The organism is Thalassotalea montiporae, assembly GCF_053485855.1.
In genome coordinates this window covers 637470-652405 of record NZ_JBQRUO010000002.1, presented here as the reverse complement: position 1 = coordinate 652405, position 14936 = coordinate 637470, and the positions used below count along the sequence as shown (strand labels likewise).

The 14936-nt window shown below is 44.1% G+C and carries 15 protein-coding genes; 6 read left to right on the top strand and 9 right to left on the bottom strand.

Translation table 11 applies throughout. From position 1 onward, the window contains the following. Positions 1–238 precede the first annotated feature (238 nt). On the bottom strand, positions 239–1096 hold the full coding sequence (locus ACSLUR_RS09425) for a patatin-like phospholipase family protein (RefSeq protein ID WP_448553923.1): 858 nt from the start codon (positions 1094–1096) through the stop codon (positions 239–241). A 104-nt stretch (positions 1097–1200) separates the two neighbouring features. Between ACSLUR_RS09425 and ACSLUR_RS09420 the strand changes: the two genes are divergently transcribed. Further along, positions 1201–1962: a S1 family peptidase gene (locus ACSLUR_RS09420; RefSeq protein ID WP_448553921.1), complete on the top strand. Its 762-nt coding sequence runs from the start codon at positions 1201–1203 to the stop codon at positions 1960–1962. Positions 1963–1983: 21 nt separating this feature from the next. Here ACSLUR_RS09420 and ACSLUR_RS09415 read toward each other — a convergent pair whose 3' ends face one another. From ACSLUR_RS09415 to gpmM, 3 genes are all read right to left on the bottom strand, one after another. After that, the gene (locus ACSLUR_RS09415) at positions 1984–2733 is read right to left on the bottom strand and encodes a divergent polysaccharide deacetylase family protein (protein WP_448553919.1); all 750 of its coding nucleotides are present in this window, start codon (positions 2731–2733) and stop codon (positions 1984–1986) included. A gap of 84 nt (positions 2734–2817) precedes the next feature. Next, complete coding sequence (locus ACSLUR_RS09410) at positions 2818–3960, bottom strand: murein hydrolase activator EnvC family protein (RefSeq protein WP_448553917.1); 1143 nt, start codon at positions 3958–3960, stop codon at positions 2818–2820. 38 nt (positions 3961–3998) lie between these two features. Then, positions 3999–5540 (bottom strand): 2,3-bisphosphoglycerate-independent phosphoglycerate mutase, encoded by a 1542-nt coding sequence (gene gpmM, locus ACSLUR_RS09405; RefSeq protein WP_448553915.1) that lies wholly within the window; start codon positions 5538–5540, stop codon positions 3999–4001. A gap of 187 nt (positions 5541–5727) precedes the next feature. Here gpmM and ACSLUR_RS09400 point away from each other — a divergent pair, with 187 nt between their 5' ends. The 4 genes from ACSLUR_RS09400 (at position 5728) to gpsA (ending at position 8022) form a co-directional block, all read left to right on the top strand. Beyond that, positions 5728–6156 carry a rhodanese-like domain-containing protein gene (locus ACSLUR_RS09400; protein WP_116002047.1) on the top strand — a complete coding sequence of 143 codons (429 nt, stop codon included), beginning with the start codon at positions 5728–5730 and terminating at the stop codon, positions 6154–6156. Between the two features lie 22 nt (positions 6157–6178). Further along, on the top strand, positions 6179–6439 hold the full coding sequence (gene grxC, locus ACSLUR_RS09395) for a glutaredoxin 3 (protein ID WP_116002046.1): 261 nt from the start codon (positions 6179–6181) through the stop codon (positions 6437–6439). Positions 6440–6520: 81 nt separating this feature from the next. Then, positions 6521–7006: a protein-export chaperone SecB gene (gene secB / locus ACSLUR_RS09390; RefSeq protein ID WP_116002045.1), complete on the top strand. Its 486-nt coding sequence runs from the start codon at positions 6521–6523 to the stop codon at positions 7004–7006. 8 nt (positions 7007–7014) lie between these two features. Continuing rightward, positions 7015–8022 carry an NAD(P)H-dependent glycerol-3-phosphate dehydrogenase gene (gene gpsA, locus ACSLUR_RS09385; RefSeq protein WP_448553912.1) on the top strand — a complete coding sequence of 336 codons (1008 nt, stop codon included), beginning with the start codon at positions 7015–7017 and terminating at the stop codon, positions 8020–8022. Positions 8023–8109: 87 nt separating this feature from the next. Here the strand turns inward: gpsA and trmL are convergent, their stop codons facing one another. The 4 genes from trmL to ACSLUR_RS09365 form a co-directional block, all read right to left on the bottom strand. After that, complete coding sequence (gene trmL, locus ACSLUR_RS09380) at positions 8110–8574, bottom strand: tRNA (uridine(34)/cytosine(34)/5-carboxymethylaminomethyluridine(34)-2'-O)-methyltransferase TrmL (protein WP_448553910.1); 465 nt, start codon at positions 8572–8574, stop codon at positions 8110–8112. 102 nt (positions 8575–8676) lie between these two features. Then, positions 8677–9777 carry an alpha/beta fold hydrolase gene (locus ACSLUR_RS09375; protein WP_448553908.1) on the bottom strand — a complete coding sequence of 367 codons (1101 nt, stop codon included), beginning with the start codon at positions 9775–9777 and terminating at the stop codon, positions 8677–8679. 137 nt (positions 9778–9914) lie between these two features. Further along, entirely contained in the window at positions 9915–11336 is a 1422-nt protein-coding gene (locus tag ACSLUR_RS09370) for an ATP-binding protein (RefSeq protein WP_448553906.1), read from the bottom strand. Further along, positions 11329–12030: a response regulator gene (locus ACSLUR_RS09365; RefSeq protein ID WP_116016369.1), complete on the bottom strand. Its 702-nt coding sequence runs from the start codon at positions 12028–12030 to the stop codon at positions 11329–11331. Before ACSLUR_RS09365 ends, ACSLUR_RS09370 begins: the two co-directional genes overlap by 8 nt. Before the next feature lie 162 nt (positions 12031–12192). Between ACSLUR_RS09365 and ACSLUR_RS09360 the strand changes: the two genes are divergently transcribed. Further along, positions 12193–12699, top strand: a complete 507-nt coding sequence (locus tag ACSLUR_RS09360; RefSeq protein ID WP_448553903.1) for a Spy/CpxP family protein refolding chaperone — start codon at positions 12193–12195, stop codon at positions 12697–12699. A gap of 77 nt (positions 12700–12776) precedes the next feature. On the opposite strand, the gene ACSLUR_RS09355 is transcribed toward ACSLUR_RS09360, so the two are convergent. Beyond that, positions 12777–14855, bottom strand: coding sequence for a TonB family protein (locus tag ACSLUR_RS09355; RefSeq protein ID WP_448553901.1), 2079 nt, complete (start codon positions 14853–14855; stop codon positions 12777–12779). Positions 14856–14936 lie beyond the last annotated feature (81 nt).

Sequence of the window (14936 nt, the reverse complement as noted above, 5' to 3'; positions counted from 1 at the left end):
TTCACAGGCTATTAACAAGGCTTTGACGCTGCTAAATTAACCTTAGATTTGGATAAAAAATAGTGAATAGCAAATCAATTCAAGTGGTTATGCTCAACTCTATCTTCTAGCGAGAAGTTTTTTCTGATATCAAGGCAAATTTGCGCGTCAATAGCTGGCCTATTGCAACTAAATCTAACGCTGGTAGCATCAAAAATAGCCGCTAGAAGCACATTAGTTGTCCAGAGCTGAGGTTAAATTAGCCATTAATACCTGATAAGTGTTGCAATGGCGCCGTTTTAATTTTAGTTTTGATGGGGATGATGTCCATTGCCGTATGGTAACCCGTTTCAAACAGTTGATTTTTTTGCTCGCTGGTCAAATTGAAGTCGACAGCTGAGCACTCTCCAGTATTAACAACAATTGTGCTGTGCCAAAAAGCCTCATTGATATACTCGCGTGAAAGGGTGGTCATAAAGGTGCGAATTAACAGCGTAATGTAATTAAAAATGGGCAAGAAACCCGTTACCTTTAGATCTTGGTATTCGTGTTCACCGCGCAGCCTAAAGCAAAGTACTGGCGTCGCCTGGCCATCCCAATCACGGTGTAACGCATCTTCGGAAAGAATACTGCCATCAACCATAATACGTTTACCAAATGGCTTGAAACTAAAGACTAGAGGTATCGACATCGAAAATCGTACGGCTAGAGACACTTTCATGTCGGGAGAAGTTTCTCGATCGAAAACAACGGGCTGGCCGCTTTTTACGTCGGTAGCAACAATGTGTAGTGACTTGTCCATTTGTGCGAAAGTTTTCCCGTCCAAGAGGTTATCTACCCAGCGCTCGAAAACGTCCCCAGAACTTAAGCCGCCATTGCGGAGCAATTTTAACAACGAGAATTCTCTAAACTGATTGTAATCGGTTTCAATCGCTATTTGCTTCATTGTTTCCAATGAGTGACCGGCTGCATATAGGCTGGCGACAATGCTGCCACCAGATACTCCGACAATATCACCAAATTCTACGCCCAGTTGCTCGAGCGCTTTTAAAATACCGATATGAGCAGGCAAACGTGTGCCACCACCGGCCATGATGGGAATAATTTTTGTTGTCATAACTCTACCTCGCCAACAATTACAAATATTATGGTTTATAGTTGGAAAACTTGCCTAAAATTGACAGACTTACAACTGAACGAAAAACGACACAAGGAAGGTTTATGCGCCTTTTTGCTGCACTGCTTGCATTAATTTTTATTGTAAAAACAGCTTATGGACACGACATGGTTAGCCTAGTAAAGAAGGTCAAGCCATCTGTGGTGGGTATTGGTGTTTATACGCCACTTGGACAACCTAAAAATGAATTGCGTGGAACGGGGTTTGTGATCAGTAATGGTCAATACGTGGCGACCAATCACCATGTTTTGCCTGAGGTACTTGATACTGAACGTTTACAGGAAATGGTGGTATTTGTTGGGGTTGGTAAAAAAGCCAAGGCACGCAAAGCTAAAATTGTTGCCTCCTCTCGCTATCACGATTTGGCGATTCTCAAGGTTGAAGGTGACAAGTTACCTGCTATGCCATTAGCTGGGGATGAATTTTATCCAGAAGGCAGTGAAGTTGGCTTTACCGGCTTTCCAATTGGCGCGATTTTAGGGTTGTTTCCAGTAACCCATAAGGCCATGTTAGCGAGTATTACGCCCGTGGTGATTCCGGTGAAAGATACACGGCAAATGTCGATAGCCATGTTGAAGCGATTACGCGATCCCTACATGGTTTATCAATTAGATGGAACGGCTTATCCAGGCAACAGTGGTAGCGCACTTTATGATGAAACGGGCAAGGTTATAGGGGTGATTAACAAGGTTTTTGTACAAAGCACCAAAGAGGCGGTGATTTCTAATCCGAGCGGTATTACCTATGCCATTCCCGTGCGCCACCTACGCAAATTAATGCGTGATAATCAGGTACCTGAATACTAGGGCGTGTTGATAAGCGAGTCGCTACTCGGTACTCGCGGTTAATGGCTCACTAAAGCTGGGCTTTTGGTAAAGTGCTGACAATGGTACTAAGTCGATATTATGTTGTTTTAGTTGCGGAATAAGCTTCGTCAATGCTGCCACGGTTTCAGGGTGAGGGTGAGCAATCGCGATTGCTGTTTGTTGGCGTTTCGCTTTGCTAATCAGTTGCTTAAATTGGCCTTCGATATATTGGTGAGAGAGCTGGTTATCGAGAAATACATGGCGGCTCATTGCAGGTACGCCCATACGATCAGCGATGGTTCTTCCTAGTGTTTTGGAACTTGTCACACTATCTAGAAACAACAGCTCGCGTTCTTTAAGAAATTTCATCGTCCACAACATTGGCTTAGCCAACGTTGTGAGATGACTGCCCATGTGATTATTAATGCCGACAGCAAAGGGAATTTCTTGCAGTGATTCATTCAAACTGGCTTTAATTGCCGCTTCACTCATATCAGCAGTCAACGCACCAGGACCAAGCTTTTTACCTTGGCTTGATTCCATTGGAATATGCAAGATGACGTCTTGGTTGCGACGGTTAGCTGCCTCGGCAATACGTTTACCATAAGGGGTTTTTGGTAGTACAGCATAGGTGATATTGCCGGGAATAGTGAGCACTTGTTTATCGGTCATGCGATAACCGATGTCATCAATTACAATGGCAACCTGTGCGGCGTTAGCAAACGCAGCAGAGCCTGTAATAAACAATAAAAATGAGAGAAAACGAATCACGGATGTAGTTATTTTTTATTTTTGTAAGACTAGCCTAGCAGCTTTACCGAAACAGGTCGACGCATTATTAATGCAGACAGTTGGCTATCTACACCAAAGCTTCGGATTAACTGCTTTGCCGTGATGGCGAATTTCAAAATAGAGGCCAGGCTCGCTTTGCCCACCACTTTGACCAACAATGGCTATTGCTTCACCCGGTTCAACGGTATCGCCAACATTTTTTAATAAAGCTTGGTTATGGCCGTACAAGCTCATATAGCCCTTGCCATGATCGATCACTGTGACTAAGCCATAACCTTTTAACCAATCTGAAAATAGTACTTTGCCGGAATAGATGCTGGTGACTTGCCTACCAACAGCCGCCGAAAGTAATACCCCTTTCCAGCGTAAATAGCCTTGTTTTCGGGTGCCGAATGAGTGCTTAATGCGACCTGAAACTGGCCAGCGCAGCTTTCGTTTTAGCTTATCTAGGCCAGGTAAATTTTTTGCCAATGCGCTTTGGCGTGCCAAGCGTTCAAGTTCTGCAACTAAGTTTGCTTCTTCTTGTTCTAGCTTTGCTAATTGTTGCTTGTTTGAAAGCAGTTCTTTGCGTAATGCTGTTAAGGTTTTCTTGCGCTGCGCTTTATTTTTCTCTAGTGCAGCGCGTTGTGATTGTTGAGTTTGCTGAAGTTGGGTTAATTGTTTAGCTTTTTGCTGTTGCTCTACCTCTACCTCAGACAGTCGCGCAATGGTCGCCTGAAACGCTTCAATTTCAGCTATTCGCGCTTTACTTAAATATTGGTAATAGGTGAGCGAGCGCTGAACTTGGCTTGACTCTTCTTGGTTAAGCAGCATTTTTAGGTAGTCGTGCTGCCCAGTGGTGTAAGCCGTTCTCAGTTGATGCGCTAATGCATTTTCTTGTTGTACTTTATCTCGATTGAGTTGTGCTTTTTCTTTTGCGAGGCTGGTGAGTTTATCTTGGGTTGCTTTGAGCGAATTGCGCGTGTTGTTCATCGCTTTTGCCACCTTCGCAATGGCAAAATCATCTTTTTTCAGCTGGGCATTGAGTTGACGGCGTTTTTTACTTACTTGCACGATTGCCGATTTTTGCTTGGCAATTTCGCTTTTGACCGTTGATAACTGCTCACTTGAACGCTGTTTTTTTGCGTCTTCTGATGATGCAGATTGAGCTTGTGCAGATACGAGAGTAAACGCACTGGCAATGACTAGCCACGCTAGACATTGCACAGTGGTTGTTAGTTTTTTTAAAAAACGCACGACAGGGTTTAGTTTAACTGCATTAAGACCTTGCCAGTCATCTCAGCTGGTTGTTCAAGCCCCATTAAACTTAACAGTGTTGGTGAAATATCACTAAGCGCACCATCGTTAACTGGCGTCGCTTGGCGACCAACATAAATCAAAGGTACAGGCTCGCAAGTATGGGCAGTGTGCGCTTGGCCTGACTCTGGGTTGACCATTTGCTCAGCGTTACCGTGGTCGGCAGTAATTAAACACTCTCCGCCTACCTGTTGTAGTGCGTCAACTACACGTCCAATGGCGGTATCTACAGCTTCACAAGCTTTTACTGCTGCTTCAAATTTACCAGTATGGCCAACCATATCGCCATTGGGGTAATTACAAACGATGAAATCATGCTCACCACTTTCAATTGCAGCAACAAGTTTGTCGGTAAGTAAGGGTGCATTCATCTCTGGCTGCAAGTCATAGGTTGCTACTTGTGGTGATGGCACCAAAATACGCTGTTCACCGTCAAATTCATCTTCTTTGCCGCCACTAAAGAAGAAAGTTACGTGTGCGTACTTTTCTGTTTCTGAAATACGTAGTTGTGTTTTGTTATGTTTCGCTAACCATTCACCCATAACATTATTCAGTGGCTCAGGTGGGAAGGCACAGCTCGTATGAATGTCGGCGGCATATTCGGTTAGCATGACAAAATCACTGATGGCAGGCACTTTACTGCGCTCAAAGCCATTAAAGTCAGAATCAACAAAAGCACGTGTAAATTGACGTGCGCGATCTGCTCTAAAATTCATAAATACCAAGGCGTCGCCATCTTCAATGGTGATTGCTTGGCCTTGCGCGTCAGTGATCACGCTTGGCTGCACGAATTCATCATTTTCATCGCGCTCATAAGCTGCCGCTAGCGCGTCAACGGCTGAGCCAAATTGGTATTGTGCTTGGCCGCTAACCATTAAGTTATATGCCGCTTCAACACGCTCCCAGCGCTGATCTCTGTCCATTGCGTAGTATCGCCCTACCACTGAAGCTACTTGGCCATTGCCAAGCTCGTTAAATTTTTCTTGGGCTTTAAGCAATGATTCGTGAGCGCTACGTGGCGGAGTATCACGACCGTCTAGAAATGCATGCAGGTATACCTTTTCAGCGCCGCGAGCTTTTGCTAATTTCATCATCGCAAAAATATGATCTTCGTGGCTATGCACACCACCTGGAGACATTAAGCCAAAAATATGGAGCGCCTTGCCGGCTTGCTGTGCTTTATCTACGGCATTGCAAAGCGCAGCGTTTTGGCTAAAGGTTTGATCGTCGATTGCTTTGGTGATGCGGGTGAAGTCTTGGTAAACAATACGGCCAGCACCTAAGTTAACATGACCGACTTCTGAGTTACCCATTTGACCTTCAGGAAGACCAACGGCCATTCCTGAGGTGCCAATTAGCATATTAGGAAAACGTGCCTTTAAGTCATCTAACACCGGAGTTTTTGCGTGAAAAATGGCGTTTGACTCTTGGTGCTCACGATAGCCCCAACCGTCAAGAATAAGCAGAACCATTGGCTTCTTAGTTGGCATTCGAAATTTCCTAAATCTAGATTGGCGAAAAACTGAGATTATTTTACACAGTTAGCGGCGAATAGCACTAGCCAAGCCCTCAAATTTATTGGTGTACATTTGAACATCCTGTTGTCATTTGGGTTTGGTTAATGAAGTCTGTATACTGTGCCCGTTTTAAAATTTCATTCCACCATGGTACGTATTTATGGATCAATTAATGGTTTTTGCCGCAAATCACCCATTGTTAAGCACCGCTTGGGTTGCGCTTGTGGTTGCGATTATTGTTATTACAGTGATGATTAAAATGTCGCCGGTAAAACAGGTATCACCGCAAGAGTTAACCTTTCAGGTGAACAAAGAAAATGGTGTTGTTGTTGATATCCGCACAGACAAAGAATTCAAAACAAGCCGTATTATTGATGCGCTGCACCTGTCTCAAGAAAAAGCTAATAAAAATGACTTTGCTGCCCTTGAAAAACATAAAGACAAACCCATTATTGTCGTATGTACTGCTGGCTTAACGGCAACTAAAGTGGCAAATCAGTTACTTAAAGCGGGTTTCTCACAAGTAAGTTTGCTAAAAGGTGGCATGAATGCCTGGGTTGGTGCTGGCCTGCCAGTAACCAAGAAGTAGGCGAATATTTTAAGAGGTCGTTATGGCAGTAAAAATTGAAATTTACACGAAAGGTTATTGTCCTTACTGTAGCCGAGCTAAATCATTGCTTGATTACAAAGAAGTAGAATACACAGAATTTCGCATTGATAAGCAACGCGAATTGCGTGATGTGATGATCAAGCGTGCTGACGGTGGTAGCACTGTCCCTCAAATTTTCATTAACGACAAGCATATTGGCGGCTGTGATGACTTGGTAGCATTAGAGTACGCGAAGAAATTGGACGCTTTACTTGAAAAGTAAGCTTGTCTAATACCAAAACAGATTTTAGTTAGAAAACGCACAGTGAACCTTGCCGTGCAGTAAATTATAGGAATATTTCAAATGGCTGATGAACATCAAAACCCAGCAGAGCAAGCGGCACCACAGTTCGCGATTCAACGTGTTTACACTAAAGACATTTCTTTTGAAACGCCTAACTCTCCTGCTATTTTCCAAAAAGAATGGAAACCAGAAGTTAAGTTAGACATCGACACTCGCTCAAACAAGTTACATGATGAAACTTATGAAGTGGTTTTAGCAGTAACCGTAACGGCAACTGTTGAAGGTCAAACAGCGTTTTTAGCGGAAGTTCAACAAGCGGGTATTTTCACTATTGGTAATATTGACGAAGGCCAATTAGCGCATATGATTGGTGCGTTCTGCCCGAATACCTTATTCCCATATGCTCGTGAAACGATTGCTAACCTAGTTAACCGTGGTTCATTCCCACAACTTAACTTAGCACCAGTTAACTTCGATGCATTATTTGCTTCTTACTTGCAACAGCGTCAAGCACAACAAGAAGCGGCGAGCACAGAAGCTCACTAGTTGAGGCGATGACTGTGCAAACAGCCAAAATTTCTGTGATAGGGGCAGGGTCTTACGGCTCTGCCCTTGCTATATGTTTTGCCCGAAATGGCCACCCAACGGTGTTGTGGGGGCGAGATCAAGCGCAAATGCAAGCAATGGCATCTTCTCGCAGTAACGAAAAGTATTTGCCTGGCAGCAAGTTTCCTGAAAGCTTAATTATCGAGCCTGACTTTGCCAGTGTGGTAAAGGCCAGCGATATTGTTTTAGTGGTGGTGCCAAGCCATGTTTTTGGCGATATGCTACGCCAAGTTAAGCCCCACCTGAACGACAACGCTAAGCTAGCATGGGCAACTAAAGGGTTAGATCCTGACTCTGGCCATTTATTGCAAGAAGTGGCGCGCGATATTCTCGGTGATGATATTAGCCTTGGTGTGTTATCTGGGCCAACTTTTGCCAAAGAAATGGCTGCGGGCTTACCAACAGCTATTTCGTTGTCATCAACTGACGATAGTTTTGTTACTGAGCTTTCTGAATTGCTGCATTGTGAAAAGGCATTTCGAGTTTATAGCAATAACGACTTCATTGGTGTTCAGCTCGGTGGCGCAGTCAAGAATGTGATTGCCATTGGTGCTGGCATGGCTGATGGCATTGGCTTTGGCGCTAATGCTCGAACAGCGCTTATCACACGTGGTCTTGCTGAAATGACGCGGTTAGGGGCAACATTGGGAGCCGAGCCTGCTACCTTTATGGGCATGGCTGGCTTAGGTGACTTGGTGTTAACCTGCACTGATAACCAATCGCGCAACCGTCGTTTTGGTTTAGCGTTGGGACAGGGTAAAGATGTGGATACTGCGATGGCTGATATTGGCCAAGTAGTTGAAGGCTATCGCAATACCAAAGAAGTTTTTATGCTGGCTGAGCGACAAGGGGTTGAAATGCCAATTGTTGAGCAAGTTTACCAAGTGCTTTATCAAGGTAAACCCGCCTTAAAAGCAGCTTCTGATTTACTATCTCGCGAAAAGAAATTTGAGTAACAGCGTTTGCTGTTACTTCTCTTTATCTTACTAACTCTTTCATTCAGCTTTTCGTATCTTCAACCACATTTAGTTATTTGAAGCTGACTAGATCCCATTATCAAAATCAAGCTGACGCCACGCTTCATAAATAATCACTGCCGCTGAATTAGATAAATTCATACTGCGACTGCCAGTGACCATAGGAATGCGAATTTTGTGCTCGTCAGGAATTTGATCGCGCACGACATCAGGTAAACCTTTAGTTTCTGAGCCAAACATTACATAGTCACCTTGTTCAAAGGAAACTTGATGATGGTAACGTGTTGCCTTAGTGGTAATGGCGTATAAATTTTGGGGCTGTTCGCTAGCGAGAAATGCATCAAAGTTTTCATGGCGCTTCAGGTTCGCAAATTCATGGTAATCAAGCCCAGCACGCTTTAGTCGCTTGTCTTCTATTGAAAAGCCTAGTGGCTCAATTAAGTGCAAACGGAACCCTGAATTGGCACATAGGCGAATAATATTACCAGTGTTTGGTGGAATCTCTGGCTGAAACAGCACAACATCTAACATAACAAATAATCAATAAGCGAATACTGCGACGCATTATATCGTTAATCCGCCGCTTAAGTTAATGGCATGGCTCTATTTAGCGTGTGTTATAGCAAATCGGTATTAGTTGTTTGCTTGTTCGAACCAGTTAAGGGTTTTAACAATACCATCAACACGGTATTCATCTAGCTCAAAAAAGATTTCATGGCGAGCGCCAGCAATGACCTCTGGTTTGCCATTGGGGCATGACTGTGGGTGAGCTGCATGCAATGCGCGGCAAAAGTCATCCTGAGCACCGTTATCAACAACCGTATCACTGCCAGCTTGAAGTACTAGGGTCGGCGTGGTTAGTTTATTGATATCGGCAAATATGTCTTTATTCGCTTTGACGGCTTCATCCAACCAGCGGAAGGTGACACCACCCAACTGCAACTCAGGCGTCGATTGGTATAGGTTAGTAAAAATTTCATAGCGCACAGAAGATTGCATCAACGCATTGTCGGCAAACGGCCTGCTGCTGTAACCATCTTGGCCAAGAAAATACCAAGAGTCATTGCTCAACCATTTAGATAAGGTATCACCGCCGCTAATAATAAATTCGCCGAGCCAATTGGGGATGCCGCCACTGTTTATTGCAATCATTGGCGAAGCTAATACTGCGGCTTTAATTGGCGTTTGGTAGCGCTGCATATAACGCGCGCTGATTGCTCCACCCATGGAGTGAGCAAGCAAATAGATATCTTGTTGGCATTGTGTCTGAACGATGTTACTCACGAAGTAGTGGAGGTCGTCGCTGTAGTGATCAAACATAGCGACATAGCCTTTGTGTTGATCTGCTTGCATGCGCCCAGATAACCCTTGGCCACGGTGATCGATGATAAATAAGTTGTAGCCCGCATTGGTAAGATCAAAAGCGAGTTCTTGGTACTTCAAATAACCTTCAGAGCGCCCTGGCACTAGTACTAAACATTTGTCGCGATCAGGCGATACAAATTGCGCATAACGAATATTAATGTCGTCAACACCGCTAAATTGGCTAAATTGGCCCGTTTGCCAAAAGCTTTTTATTTCCCGCTCGTAGCGAGTGGTAAGCTCTTGCTCTGAGGTAATCGACCAAGGTGAGCTCATGGCTGATGCCGTTACTGATATTAGCGTCATAGAAATTGCGAGTAATCCTGCCAGTAAATCTTTCATATTGTTATTAATATTGTGAAATGCCTGCATTATGTTACGCAATTTTGTTGAAAAAACCAGCATTGCAGCCTGTTAAATTTACGTTCCCATTTACGCACACCTCAATGAGCTATTTGCCGATCTATTCGGTTTTATTCAAAGGTCATTATATGGTCAACACGCCCTAACTAAACCTTAGGTAAGCTGATAGTGACCGTTAGGCCGCCTTCACTATTATTTTTTGCGGAAATTTCACCGCGGTGAGCCAGCACTGCTTGCTTGGCAATCGCTAATCCTAATCCTGTACCACCTGTTAACCTATCGCGGGCAGAAGCGACTCGATAGAAAGGCTCAAACAACTTACTAAGTACTAAATCAGGCACGCCATTACCTTGATCGCTGACGCTGATCACAACGTGCTCGGCAGTTTCGGTTAGTTCAACTAGCACGATACTTGCTGATGGTGAGTACTTGATAGCATTACAAATAATGTTTCCTACGGCACTCGCAATAAGGGCTTCATCAAGGTTTAATTGCGGATTGCCTGCCGCATTAAGGTTGACTTGAACCTGCTTATCTTGGCCAAGGAAGTTACCGTCATCGACTAAATGATCGAGTAAAGGCTTAAGGTAGCATGGCTGTTTACTTATTGCTTGAGCACTATTTTCAAGGCGAGATAAGGTAAGTACATGTTCGATCATTTCATCCAAGCGAGCGACTTCACGTTCGCTGCGCGCAATGTATTGCTCTAAGGTTTCGTGATCGTCCTTGTGTTTTTGCGCAAGTGCTAATGCCATTTGTAATCGGGTTAATGGCGAGCGTAACTCGTGAGAGACATCGCCGAGCAAACGTTGATGCGCTGAAACGTTGTCAGATAGCTTATCCGCCATTTGATTAAAGGCTTTAGCGAGTGTGCCCAATTCATCACTGCGTTTATCGTCATTTTCTACTCGAACGGCTAGGTCTCCTTGACCAAAACGGTCAGCCACTTTGGTGATGTTTGACAGTGGCCTGCTAAGTGAGCGGGCGAGCAGCCAACATAGCGCGAAACTGACAATGACTGGCGTACCAATTCTTGCCCAATAAGGCAATTGCTGCATAAAAAAGCCTATGGTGCGAATACGGCTGGTGTGGCGTTTGTAAAAGGCTAAATACTGTTGGCCGCGTACCTCGAGTTTTACAGGCCCCGTGATTTGTGAATGTGGAAATATCCAAGTCGTGGTGTTATCAAATACATTTGCCTGAATAAACTGGTTTACGTACGGATGCTCAGGATGACCGCCTATGACAGGTTGATTGTTACTCAGCGGCTTAACCATTAAATGCTTAAAACTGCGCTTGGTTCGACGGTGACGATTGTTGTGGATAAACTTTGCCAAATTTCTGGGCTGAGCTTGATGTATGACATCAGATATTCGCGTTAGCCGGCGCAAATCACCTTTATCTGTATCAATTTCTACATACTGCTGGCTCAATTGAATAGAAACGAATCGCGTGGCGGCAATTGCACAAATGGTGACAATCCAAAACCAGAGAAACAGCTTTACTTTGATGGAGCTCAAGTGGCGGCGAATACTGCCAATCGCATTCGTCTTGGTAAGGTTATACAAGCGACTCTCCTGCTAAAAATATATAACCTGAGCCGCGTACGGTTTTAATCTTATCGTCACTCGTATATTGGCTTAACTTGCGGCGAATATTGCTGACATGCATGTCAATACTGCGGTCAAATGGACTAAGTTTTCGCCCAAGTACTTGCTCCGAAAGTTGCTCTTTACTGACAATCACGCTGTTTTGCGTCATCAACTCGAATAGAATCTCGAATTCCGTGCCAGTTAGTTCAATAAGTTGTTCTTCACACTTAACTTGACGTGTCGCATTGTCAATGAGTACACCATTGACGTTCAGTACATGCCCTGTTCCTGTTTGTTGCTGAGTGATATCAATGCGTCTAAATATCGCCTTGATTCGGGCGAGCAACTCTTGATGGTGAAAAGGCTTAGGTAGGTAGTCGTCGGCCCCTAATTCAAGACCGAGAATACGATCACTGTCATCCCCTTTGGCGGTCAGCATTAGAATGGGGATATGGTGTTTACCGCCTAGGGCTTTTAAGACATCAAAGCCATTTAACTTAGGCATCATGACATCGAGCAAAATCAAGTCGATATTCTGGTCAAAGGCTTTTGCCAAACCACTGGCGCCATCGTGACGGCAAGTAATAGTGAAGCCTTCTGCAGATAAATAACTGGTAAGTAGCTCACTTAATTCAATATCGTCATCAATAATCAAGATATGCTTTGTCATAACGTTTTGGTATTACCCTATGGTTGATAGCCATCATTTTATCAGTTTATTAATCCAACGATTGTTATCTTTACACAGTTTTACACTGGCTTTGCGCATCTTTGCATTGCAGTTTTTATACTGAACTTGAATTATTACTTGAAGCAAATTGTGAGGCATAACATGACAACAGCAATGAGAAAAACAACCGTTAAGGCAGCTGCGTTATTTACAGCGTTAGGTTTACTGGCAGCTCCCGCTGCGTTTAGTGATGAGCATCAACAAGGCTATGAGCATCAGCATAAAAAGGCACATAGCGGTCATCGCATGAAACAAGGGCAACACGGTGTAAAGATGTTGAGGAAAATGGCGCGTTATCTAGATTTGAGCGATGAGCAGGTTGCTCAAATTAAAGAAATTCGCCGCCAAAGCAAAACAGAAAACGAACCACTGCGCACGGCCATGAAGGCGTTTAAAACAGAGGTTAAAAATCAGCAATCGGGTAGTGAATTTGATGAGACGGCTTTCAGCGCTACTTACCTGCAATATCAGGAGACTTTTGCACAACTTGCACTGCAAAAAGCGAAAACTCGTCATGCTATTTTTCAAGTGTTAACGCCAGAGCAACAAACGAAATGGCAAGCATTTCAGGAAAAACGTAAAGCTCGTAGAAGTTCAGAGCGAAGCTAATAGAGGTTAGATCACTCTCTAATGAGAGCAGGTTGAGCTAGCTGAGGGCAGTGCTAGCTCAATCAAATTCGCCAAATTTAACTCATACTAAATGAGAAAATTTTTGACATTTTACTGTCTACTGGTTCGCCATTTGCGCGAGCTGGCTCAAAACGCCATTGCTCGATTGCGCTAATAATTGCCGAGCGGAAGTAGCTGAGCTTGCTTTGCTGCTCAAATTCAATATTAGTCACCCGACCAAATTCATCGATGGTGAAGTTGACTTGCACATCAAGCTCAATTCCTTTGCGTTTAGCGACTGATGGATAACGTGGGTCAATGGCATTCATCAATTTAGCTGGTGCCAAGTTTTGAATGACATTCGATTGTGGGGTAGGAGTACGCTGGTAACGTTGTTCAAATAAGCTTACTTTTGATACCGGAGCTTCAAACAGTGACTGATGCGGACTGCTCAATGTAGGTACGATTTTGGCTAGCGTAACGTGTTCACTATCATCATTGGCTAAGCTATTTTCAGTTGTACCGATGCTATCATTTTCATTAATGAATGAAGACTGAGCTGCTAGGTTTTGCTCACCGTCTGAACTATTGCTTGTTGACGCTAACAGTTCTGTCGCTGGTGCGCTCGATTTATTTATCTCAGAGTTTCCAACTTTCTGTTTGTTATATGCGATAGCGTTTACGTCGATGTTAGTGTTAGCGTCGATGTTTAAATGAGTTGCTGCGGTTTTAACATTTTGCGTAGCGCTAGGCAGCTCTTCGCTAGCAGGTAATTTTTGTTCTTTCCTTGGCGATGCCAAGGCAATTTCGCTTTGTGCGTGATCGCTTACATGAGAAGTCCTTGTATCCTTGCTTTGCTGCTCTTTTTCCATTTTGGGAACAAAAGCGAGCTCCGACTGCTCTAGGCTTGTGTCTTTGCGCAAGTTCAATTCTGTTTTTGCCGACCAGCTCGGCAGCGCCAATAAATGATCTGCCAATAAGTGACCAGCAATAGAGTCTTGTTGCAGCGAAGCGTCGTTAAAGCTTTGTTGGTGGCTGTTATAACCTGAAGATTGGCCATAGCTATCTGAAAAAGCAGCCACTTTTAGACCTGATATTTCTAGCAAGGGTGAATTCACTAGCTGCTTAATGCTTAACACTAGCAGCGAGCCAATTATGACCAGTGCAGCAAGCAATCGCCCTGGGGCTTGTTCGTTAGTACAAGAATGGTCAACTAAACGAACCACGCGTGCTTTTAAATCGCCGCCAGATGCCGCCACGGCCATCGCTGGAATAGTCTCATGGCGACGGTTCTGACAATGGTGGCTTTGGCACAATGATGCTGTGTCGGCCAAGGTGTGAGCATAAGCTACAGCATTGCCGCAATGCGACACTGCAATGTCATCAGTACAATATTCACGTTCTTGGCGCATTTGCTTAGACACCCAGATCACCGCGGGATGGAAGAATAATAATATTTCGATCAGTGTTTGCAGGAAGTTAACAAGGTAATCATAACGGCGAATATGGGCCAGTTCATGCAGTAGTAGCATTTCTAACTGCGCTTGGTTTAGCCCCATTAGCATTTGTGCCGGCATCAATACAACAGGTTTTAGCCAGCCGATAGCCATTGGTACTTGTGCTTTCAGTGAAATAACTAAACGTGGGGTATGGTTTAACCCAATTTGCGCTGCGAGCTCACTAAGTCTCGCTAAAAGTTTCGGATCTGTTGGTATTGTTTGATTACGTGCTAACCGCCCCGTAGTCGTTACTTCAATTAACAGCTTGCTGGTTAAGAACAGCACACAAACAAACCAAGCGACGGATAGATACGGCACATAGTCAAGGCTTTGGCTGTACCAAGTCACCCCATGCTGTTGTTGCAATACATGTTGAAATTGCGCGATGGGCATAGAGTTTGTTGGACTGAGGATCGAGCTATTCAATGGCTGGAACAAATAGTTAAAAGTCGCAACGGGAAGTAATAAGTTTACCCCCATGGCTAAACAACTTAACCCGTATCGCAATCTAGAGCGCTGCACTGAAATCAGTGACAATGCAATTTTTAGCACACCAGCTATCACTAGCCCTTGCCACAGAAAGTGCAGCAATGTCATGGTCAGCGCCTGTGTAAACGCTTGAACCTCAGGACTGTTAGTGATCAGTGTTGATATCATGTTGCTCTAATTCGCAATATTTTTTAATTTGTATTAACGATATTGTTGTGTGCCCGTTCGCTTAAAAGTAGTACATATCAA

Coding starts and splice junctions, on each gene's coding strand:
- gpsA (WP_448553912.1), top strand. CDS start 7,015: ATGACTGTGCAAACAGCCAAAATTTCTGTGATAGGGGCAGGGTCTTAC.
- ACSLUR_RS09400 (WP_116002047.1), top strand. CDS start 5,728: ATGGATCAATTAATGGTTTTTGCCGCAAATCACCCATTGTTAAGCACC.
- trmL (WP_448553910.1), bottom strand. CDS start 8,574: ATGTTAGATGTTGTGCTGTTTCAGCCAGAGATTCCACCAAACACTGGT.
- ACSLUR_RS09360 (WP_448553903.1), top strand. CDS start 12,193: ATGACAACAGCAATGAGAAAAACAACCGTTAAGGCAGCTGCGTTATTT.
- ACSLUR_RS09365 (WP_116016369.1), bottom strand. CDS start 12,030: ATGACAAAGCATATCTTGATTATTGATGACGATATTGAATTAAGTGAG.
- ACSLUR_RS09420 (WP_448553921.1), top strand. CDS start 1,201: ATGCGCCTTTTTGCTGCACTGCTTGCATTAATTTTTATTGTAAAAACA.
- grxC (WP_116002046.1), top strand. CDS start 6,179: ATGGCAGTAAAAATTGAAATTTACACGAAAGGTTATTGTCCTTACTGT.
- ACSLUR_RS09375 (WP_448553908.1), bottom strand. CDS start 9,777: ATGCAGGCATTTCACAATATTAATAACAATATGAAAGATTTACTGGCA.
- ACSLUR_RS09355 (WP_448553901.1), bottom strand. CDS start 14,855: ATGATATCAACACTGATCACTAACAGTCCTGAGGTTCAAGCGTTTACA.
- gpmM (WP_448553915.1), bottom strand. CDS start 5,540: ATGCCAACTAAGAAGCCAATGGTTCTGCTTATTCTTGACGGTTGGGGC.
- secB (WP_116002045.1), top strand. CDS start 6,521: ATGGCTGATGAACATCAAAACCCAGCAGAGCAAGCGGCACCACAGTTC.
- ACSLUR_RS09425 (WP_448553923.1), bottom strand. CDS start 1,096: ATGACAACAAAAATTATTCCCATCATGGCCGGTGGTGGCACACGTTTG.